Here is a 9422-nt window from a genome sequence, read left to right on the forward strand (position 1 = left end):
GGGCGGGCGCAGCCCGCCCCGAACCTAAAAGATATAGCGGACAGCCTGACGGCGGCTGCCTGAAATTGAACGTTACATAAAAGTTCGTTCCGCCGTCACGCCCTAATCCAAATCGTTAAATTCCAACTATATCGTTATAGTTTTTGTAAAGCAATTTTACGAAAACCGCAATTTGCCGTATATTCGCCACGCTTAAAAAGCGGAACGACGTGTAACTTTTTGCGCGTTTCCTCGACCTATTCCGCCGTTAACTAACATTAATTTATCACAAATGAAAAAAATCATTTTGTTCTTCGCTTTGGCGCTAACGGCTTTTCCGATGCGTGCAGACGAAGGAATGTGGTTCCTCATGTTCATCGAGAGGCTCAACCACCGCGACATGCAGAAAATGGGATTGCAACTTACCGCCCAGGAAATCTACAGCATCAACAACCATAGCCTCAAGGACGCTATCGTGCAGTTCAACGGAGGTTGTACGGCCGAAATGGTGTCCAAAGACGGACTGGTATTGACCAACCACCACTGCGGCTATGACGCAATCGCCGAGCTTTCTTCTCCTGAGAAAAACTATCTGCGCGACGGTTACTGGGCCGCCGACAGAAAAAGTGAGTTGAAACCCAAATCGCTATTCGTGCGTTTCTTCGTTCGTATGGATGACGTCTCGAAGCGTATCCTCTCCAAAGTAAACGACAAAATGACCGAAGCCGAGCGCGCGAAAGCCATCCAGCAGGAAATGGCTGCGATCGAGAAAGAGAACAGCGAAGGCGGAAAATATGTTGTTTCTGTGCGTCCTTTCTTCCAGGGAAATGAATATTATTACTTCGTCTACCAGGATTTCACGGACGTTCGCTTCGTTGGAGCGCCTACCGAAAGCATCGGAAAGTACGGAGGAGATACCGACAACTGGGAATGGCCGCGCCACACGGGAGATTTTTCGATGTTCCGCGTTTACGGCGATAAAGACGGAAACCCGGCGGAATATTCGGCCAACAACGTTCCGATCAAACCTAAAAAACACCTTGCCGTCAACTTGAACGGTGTCCAGGAAAATGATTTTGCGATGATCCTCGGTTATCCGGGTCGTACGAATCGTTGGATGCCTGCCGGCGGAATCGAGCAGAACGTGAAATTCGCGTATCCTGCGTGGGTTGAAGGTGCTAAAACCGGAATGGACCAAATGAAGAAGCACATGGACAAAAGCGATGACGTCCGTTTGAAGTATGCTTCGAAATACGCTTCGACAGCTAACTATTGGAAGAACCGACAGGGAATGATCGACGCGTTGACCAAGCACGGGACGGCCAAGAAAAAAGCCGAACAGGAAACGAAATTCAACGCTTGGGCCAACAAAGCCGAAAACAAGGCGAAATACGGCAACGTCATACCGACGATCAACAAATATTACGAGGCGACGAACCTGAAGGCGCGCCATGACAACTATTTGTCGCAACTGCTGCGCACGAGCACGTATAGCACGGCTCCGTCGGTTTTGGGTAACGCGCTTATCCAATATTACAAGGAGAACGATGCCAAGAAAGCCGAAATGTTGCCTAAGATCCAGGCGCAGATCGACAATTATTACGAAGAATTCTATGCTCCGGCAGAAAAAGACATCCTTATTGCTCAATTGAACCTTTACGCTTCAAAAGCAAGCGAATACGGACTGGCTCCGACCGTGACCAAGGAAAAAGCCAAAAACGGCGGAAACTTCACGGCTTGGGTTAACGAAGCCACTGACAAGAGTATCTTTTCGACGAAGGAAAAACTGGAAGCGTTCATGAAAAATCCGGAGCCGGCGAAGTTGGAAACCGATCCTTTGTACGGGCTTTCGATGGAACTGTTGGGCAAAATGCGCAACATGAACGACGAGCAAAAGCAGCTAACGGACGATTACCAGAAAGCATTCCGTCTTGAGGTGGAAGGTTTGCGCGAGTCGAAATTGGGCTCGATCCAATATCCGGACGCGAACTCTACGTTGCGTCTTACATATGGAAAAGTGCGCTCGCTTCCTGCCGACAAGCGCAACGATGCCAAGATCAACAACTACACTACGTTTGACGGAATGGTCAAGAAGTACAAGAAAAACGATCCCGAATTCGATTTGCCAGCAAGACTTTTGGAATTGCACAAGGCTAAGGATTACGGACGTTATGCCGACAAAAAAGGCTATATGCCGGTCAACTTCCTTACCGATAACGACATCACGGGCGGTAATTCCGGTTCTCCAGTGCTCAACGGAAAGGGTGAATTGATAGGATTGGCATTCGACGGAAATATCGAAGCGATGGCAGGGGACGTCATTTTCGACCCGGCGTTGCAACGCACGATCAACGTCGACATCCGTTACGTTCTTTGGGTGATCGACAAGTACGCGGGAGCGAAACACATCGTAGACGAAATGACGATCGTGAAATAATCCCAGTATCAGATAAGAAAAACCCTGCCGTTACAAGCAGGGTTTTTTTATGGATTTTTCTTAGGGAACCAAGGCCTGAGTTTTCGGATCAGATAACGATTGGAATTCAAAATAACGACACTGCACGTCGTGCCGAACCAAGCAGCCGTTTTAGCACCGCCCTCCCAAACTTCGACAAACTCAATATTGTCCGGATTGATCTCGTGCATGTGGTTTTTTAAAACAGGCGTTTGCTGTAGATCGAAATCCCAATATTCGCCTTTGTGATGAATGAAGAACTTTATTTTACAATGCCCGAAATTTGGGTCTCGCGGCGCATCGAGGACGACTCGGCCTGATTGATCCTGAAACAGCGTATCGTTGTACAGTTTTGCCTTTATCGCCCGAATTTGCAAAATCTCGCTTTCGATGCTCTTAAATTTCTCGAGCCATTCGATCGTAAGTTTCCCGCTGTGAATTGGCTTGCCTTGTCCGATCGCAATTTGCGTCAGTGCGACAAGAAAAAGCGAAAAAATACTGCGTCTGGGATTTAGGATTTTTGTCATTTAGTCTTGATTCGGATGCCTTTTGAATGGGCCGAAAATTCGGGAGCGTACATGCTTTGCAGGGTTGTGATGCCGTTTGAGAAATCGCCTGCATTGTTCACGCGCACATCATATTCTAAAGTGTAGGATCCGGCTTTAAGCTGGCTGAAGAAAAAGTGGGTCGCGGCGTCCTTAGTGCTTTTATAGAACCAGATCCCGCCTCTCGATTGATATCCCGACAATACGTCCACAGGTTCAAAACAGGAAGCCCTCATGCTTTTCAGGTGTACATATTCGAGGTCGTCGGTTGCCGTAAAGGTAATGCGGACGGTGACGAGTTCGCCAATCGAAAACGGATGGCTTGGAGAAACCGCGACCAGAGAGGCATCACTCGCGCCGTTTGCTTTACGAAATACTTCCTGTCGGACAGACATCGGGCCTTTAGTCGCTTTGACCTTGTCCGAATCTTCAAAATACTGCCAGTAGAAGCCACCGAACGCCGGTATGTCCGTCTTATTATGGAGTCGCAACGTGCCCATTTTATCGGAGATTTCCGATGCATTCCAATTGAGTTTTACATATCCCGCTTCAGATTCGCTGTCAATTTCCGCAAGCTTGCGACTCACCGCGTTTTGGTCTCCAATCGAAATCGAGACGTCGCTTTTCGCATTCGACCAATCGGAGCCTTGCATAAACAGCGCATATACTGCTTCGGTCGTCGCTTTAGTGGTTGGCCAATGTGACGTTTGCTTGTTTTTGATGAGCCAGGCTTTCATCGCATCAACCGATTTTTTGTCGTTTACCACCTCAGAGAACGCTTCGATGAGCAGCGATTGGGTTTCAACCGGAGACTGATACCAATGCCAGCCTGCGGTGTTTTCTGTCCAATAAAGCCCATTTGACTTGTCGGTTGCCGAAGTTTCGCTGAGCTGATCGATCAGTGCACGTGCCGCTTTCGTTCGCCCGAAGCGGTTCAGCACGAGTGCAGCCATTGCCTTTTCGTAAATCGAAAGTTTGAGTTGTTGACCCACGACGGCATTCAGGCCGTTTTCGATTTCAGCGGATGTGGCGGGTTTCAGTGGGATTTCGTCCGTGAAAAAACTGCGGGCGTAAAGAAAGTGCAGGTCAGGGGAGAAGTTCATCTTCCAATGTTGGGCGATATCAGGGGACGAATGCCGTCTTAGGAAGCTGTCGTCGAGGTACGCAACGGCACGTTTGGCCACTTCCATAAAATTCTCCTGCTGTTGCGAAAGGCCGAGCCGCTTTATATGACCCAATCCGGCGACAATGTGGCGTGTGATGTATTCGTCCTCCTGGGAGCCGTCGAACCACGCGAACCCGCCCGATGGCAGTTGCCTTTCCCGGAGTTTTTCAAGCACGGCCTTTTGTGAGGCGCGCATCTTGTCGAGGTCGAACAGCAATCCGAGGCGTTTTTTTCGTTCCGATTCCGATAGCGCATCCCGGAACCATGGCGTCTCATTGGCCAAAATCGATTTCAGGTCGTCATTTTGTTCGAGTTTGCCATTCCCGCTTTGCTTCCATTTGGCCACGACCTCTTTTACTTTCGGATTGCTTTCGATTATAGACCCTGCAATCGTATTGGCGTAATACCTTGCGAAGGTCTGTTCTGCACATTCGTGTTCGTACTCCATGAGATACGGCAAGGCTTCCAGGGCGAACCAAACCGGGTTACTGGCAAGTTCAACGGTGATTTTGTGGTGGCGCCGCGTTTCGGAAACGTCAGATGCGAGATTTTCGAACGCGATCGTTTGGGAGTCGCGACCTTTGAGCCATATCGGCTTGCTCTCGGTTATCAATAGGGAATTGGCCAAAACCGGAATCGTGTTTTCTTCCCCGTCGGAAAAATCTTCAGAACGAGCGACGATTCGGTAATGCAGTCCCGAAAGTTCCGACGGGACAGTGATTTTCCATTCGACCGAAACCGTTCCCATTGGCGCGATTGCGAACGTCTTGACCTTGGAAAGGTTGGCGCATTCGACATCGGCCGATTGCATGGTCGCAGCGTCATAAAGTTCGAGCATTGCGCTGCCTTTCATCGGCTTGGCGTCTATGCTTGTTATCTTGGCCGATAGGCGTATGCTGTCGCCCTGTCGGAAAAACCGCGGCATATTCGGTATTGCCATCAACTTTTTCTGGGTGCTGACTTTTTGATGCAATTGTGTCGAAACGCCGTTCTTGTTGTGCGCCAGCAGCCTTAGTTTCCAGCTCGTAAGCGCCTCAGGCGAAGTAAAGCTGAAGTTGATATTCCCGTTTTTGTCGGTCGTTAAATGCGGCAGGAAAAAGGCCGTTTCAGAAAAGTTCGTGCGTGCTTTCACAGCAGATAGCGCGTCAATTGTTTTTTTCGTCGTGACGATGAGTACGCCGTTAGCGCCTTTAGCGCCATAAAGCGCGGCGCCCTGGGCTCCTTTGAAAACCTCCATATTGAGGATGTCTTCAGGATTCAGCGCGTTGAAGTCTGCAGTCGAGAGAATCTGTCCGTCGACGACAATCAAAACTTCATTCGCAGCAGCAACTGAGCGATTACCTCTAAGCACTACACGCGTCACGCCGGTTTCGGTTGAATCCGTATTGATCTGGACTCCGGAAACTTTTCCGACCAGAGCCATTACGCTGCTGGGCATTTCATCGCCTAAAATCACGCTGTTTGTCCCTGTGGTGGCATTCATTTTTTTTTGGATTCCCATCGCGCCGGACACGATTACCTCTCCAAGTGCGATGCCTCCTTCGACAAGATGGGCGTTTATGATTTTATTCTGTTCGACCAGGACGCTTAAATCTTCCATCCCGATGAACGAAAAGACAAGAGTTTCTTCGTCAGCGGCCTCAATTTGGTAATAGCCGTCCGCATCGGTCTGGACGCCTCGGTGCGTGCCGTTTACGATCACATTGGCTCCCGGAAGCGGGCCTGAAGCGTCAGAGACGCATCCGGAAACGAAGCGTGAACCGATCGGCTTTTGCGCTTTCGCCGTGATTTGTTCTTTATACAATTTTTCGATAATGGGCGTTTTTTGGTTGTTGATGTCGAATCCGAACCAAATCAACTGCGTTTTTTCGGGTCTTGAAATGCCGAAGACGGAATTGAAATATTTGCGCAGGGAAAGGTTCTCTATTTCAGGATCGTTCGCCCAGTATTGTTTTACTGTCGGATACCGCCATTGCGGAATCGATGGCGATCGCCATTCCCGTTTGACAAAAGTGTCGAGCGAAAAATCGTACATGGAAGCCAGGACTTCAGACTCAAGCGTCGTGTTTTTAGCCTTGAGTTTGAACGACCAATTTTGGTTGGAACCGGGCTCGATGAGGTTGCGATACGAAACGGTCTCCAATTCGAGGCTTGATTCGGGTTCTGGAATCGCCACACTTAAATTTGCCGTCTGGAAACTGTTGTCGTAAAATGTCGCCGCCGAAACGGCAATCACAGGCCCAAGCCCTTTCTCTATCGGTATTTTGACGACAGCCTCGTTGTTTTCCAGCCGTCGCGACTCGGAGAAAAAAATGATTTCCCCATTATTGGAGACGATCTTGAAGTCGAGGTCTTTGACAAACGAAGTAACGCGAATCGAAGCATATCCGTCTTTTTGCGGATTTTCGTTCGTGACTTTCAGGCTGATCAACCTCGATGGATCGATCCTTGCAGCCGGATCGGTCAACGGCATTTTCACTACGTTTTTTATAAGGTTTCCATTTTCGTCCCTGCCAGAAAACACCACTTCATATTGGCCGGTTGCCAAAGCCGACAGATCCACCTCAATCTCACGGCGTTTGCCGGTATTGACGGCTACCGTTTTGACCGTAGCGCTGTCAAGCCCAACGAACATGTCATTTTCATACACTTCATTTGGGAACAGTTTACGGAATTCCGCGGCGGTGAAACCCGGAATTTCGGGAGCGGCAAACGGATTTCGCTTGAAATGGAAAGGAGCCATCCTGATCTGCCGGAAGGTCAACTGACCGACGACGGGCTTGAACGTTCCGTTAAGATCGGTAGAGGTCAGTTCGATTTTGTTGCGTCGCGACCTGGTCAGCACGGCGTTAAAACCGAGTTGTAGCGTGTGGTCGCCGGCCATTACGGTAGTTTCGGCTGTTCGGGTTTCTCCGTTGCAGTCGGTAAGGTCTGCTTTCACCTGATACTTATAAACAGGTTGCCGTTCGCGATCTTCTTCGTCTTCAAATTCATAGTAAGCGGTTGGAAACGAGATCGTAAAACGCCCTTTTTCGTCCGTATTCGTGCTATCCGTGAGTATAATTTCGTCAACATCTTCCGATTTATCGTACGCAAATTCATCATCCGATCTATAGGCGATGCTCACAAGCGTAACCGTGTACTTGACCCGGGCGTTCGAAATACTGCTTCCCGTGAGCGCCTTGCCCAATCCTTCGACAGTCGCGTATCCGTTGAGTTTAATAGGCTCTTTTGCGGGCGCGAAAGTCACTTCGAACTTGGGGCGTTTGTATTCCTCCACTTTGAAATCGCCCGAGGCGGCTATAAACCTATCTTCTTTCCAAAACGACATTTCTGAAGCTGTTAGGTCGAGATCGGACGTAGGCTTCCGGACGTAAACAAAAAAGATCCCGGTATTTGCTGCCGTGGGCAATTGGAATTCTCCGGAGAACGATCCAAAAGCGTTGGTCTGGTCAATTTTTTTAAAAATTTCCTTGTGATTGGTATCGTAAACCGCCACTTCAAACCTAACCTTTTCCACCACCGCGGTTTTGACACTGTCTTTTTGCATTGCAATCACTTTAAAAAAGACGGTTTGTCCCGGACGGTAAATGGCGCGATCCAGCAATATTTCGGCTTTCGAAAGCGTTTCGGATTCGCGCTTTTGGTGCGCATAAAGCACTTGATGAAACGCCAGCGTATCGTTTTTTACGCTGATGTATCCGCTGCAATTTTTTTCCCCACTACCTTTTGGCGATCGCAGCCGAAATGTTCCCTCGGCATCGCCTAGTCGGTATTCCATGCGCTGGTCGATTTGGACGGTGGCATTCGTGATCGGGCGTCCGGTCTTGCGATGCACGATGCTGTAACTGTTTTGTTCGTTGTCGGAAAGCTTCAGATAAGCCAGGTTGCTTACCGTCAACACAGAAAATGACTCTAGTGGCGTGCCGTTGTCGTCTGCGGTAACCCGGACGATGTAAGTGCCGAGCGGCAAATTCGGCAATAGTATTTCGGTGGAATGGTGAAAGTGGTCGCCTGGATCGGGCAGGCGGTAGGTTTTGTAGACGAGCGGCTTGCGATCCTTGACCGCACCGGCAACGTCGAATTTTTTCGAATCGTAACGTCTCCAAAACTGCAAATCGGAATGCGCCCGATAGATCGCCACGGCAAGAGTATCCAAATTTGTAAACGTAACCAATGCACGCGCATTTTCGCCTTCATAGAGCGTCCGCTGATGATGTAGCTCCAGTTGTTTCGAAAGAATGGCCGTCCTTGCGCTTATGGCGTTGCGATAGGAATTGCTTCGTTTCCCGGTGGCGATAATGCTGTCCAGAAGCGAAACGGCTTTGGTAAGACCGTCTTTTTTTCGTTCATTGTCAGCCTGGGTTTTGTAAACGGACGCCAATTCATAACGGACATCGTTCCTTTCAATAGTGTCTGACGTTTGGCCCTGGAGGTCGAGCAACGCCCCGATTTTTGAATCGCTATCGTGACGGAAAATCCACGATACACGGTCGAGCCTGTTGGACACGTCCGGCCGCAGCCGTTCACGCCGCTGCATCAATTCCAGGACTTTTCGGTCAGAAGCGTAAGAAACCGTGTCGAACCTTGCGATGGTAAAAAGCGGCGAATTGCCTAATAAAGCTGCCCGTGAGTGGTCGTTGATGAAACGTCGGATCGGCTCAGCAAAATAAGTTGTACTCGAATAATGGGCGATGTTTTCCGAAAGCGCAAAATCCAACAGCGTTTGGGAGTTGAATTTATCCTTTGACAGATAGTCGAATATTTGGTCGTAACCGGAAATCGGCGTGTTTTTAAGCGCGGTTGAATCCCTAAGGCTCTCGGTATAGGCGCGGTCGATTTCGTCACTGATGTTCTGGAATGACCACAACTCCGGGTTTTGGTCTATCGGAAGGTCGGTAGTTGAAATGACCCTGGAATTGCGGTGCCTGAAGTTGGACAGGCATTTGCCGTAGATCAGGTAAAAAAGCGAACGTGTAGGTGAGGGTGAACTTGCTGCCTGTTCTTTTAACCGGCGAATGATTTTGTAGGCCGACTTCGGCTCAAGCGTATGGGAATATTTCGCGCTATAGAAAAAACATTTTACCAGCTGAGGCCCGTTGTTGTCCCGTTTGGCCTTTTCGTAGATTCGGGTGACTTTGGCGTCTGCCGATTTGATTTTCCCTTGCGATTCCAGCTTGAGGACCTTTTCCCAATTTTTGTGGTAATCCTGAGCCAATAGCGTTCCGCAAAACAGCAACAGGCTTAAGTAAATGTGCTTCATGGTGTCGGTTTACCT

3 protein-coding genes are annotated in these 9422 nt (G+C 49.2%); 1 reads left to right on the forward strand and 2 read right to left on the reverse strand.

Features of this window, described 5'->3' with window-relative positions; translation table 11 throughout:
- The first annotated feature begins 271 nt into the window (after positions 1–271).
- Entirely contained in the window at positions 272–2416 is a 2145-nt protein-coding gene (locus HC229_RS15830) for a S46 family peptidase (RefSeq protein ID WP_191021485.1), read from the forward strand.
- Positions 2417–2463: 47 nt separating this feature from the next.
- On the opposite strand, the gene HC229_RS15835 is transcribed toward HC229_RS15830, so the two are convergent.
- Positions 2464–2961, reverse strand: coding sequence for a hypothetical protein (locus tag HC229_RS15835; RefSeq protein ID WP_191021486.1), 498 nt, complete (start codon positions 2959–2961; stop codon positions 2464–2466).
- On the reverse strand, positions 2958–9407 hold the full coding sequence (locus HC229_RS15840) for an alpha-2-macroglobulin family protein (protein WP_191021487.1): 6450 nt from the start codon (positions 9405–9407) through the stop codon (positions 2958–2960). Before HC229_RS15840 ends, HC229_RS15835 begins: the two co-directional genes overlap by 4 nt.
- Between the last annotated feature and the right edge of the window lie 15 nt (positions 9408–9422).

Origin of the sequence: Flavobacterium selenitireducens (assembly GCF_014748335.1) — a bacterium.
GTDB lineage: Bacteria > Bacteroidota > Bacteroidia > Flavobacteriales > Flavobacteriaceae > Flavobacterium > Flavobacterium selenitireducens.

Coding starts and splice junctions, on each gene's coding strand:
- HC229_RS15830 (WP_191021485.1), top strand. CDS start 272: ATGAAAAAAATCATTTTGTTCTTCGCTTTGGCGCTAACGGCTTTTCCG.
- HC229_RS15835 (WP_191021486.1), bottom strand. CDS start 2,961: ATGACAAAAATCCTAAATCCCAGACGCAGTATTTTTTCGCTTTTTCTT.
- HC229_RS15840 (WP_191021487.1), bottom strand. CDS start 9,407: ATGAAGCACATTTACTTAAGCCTGTTGCTGTTTTGCGGAACGCTATTG.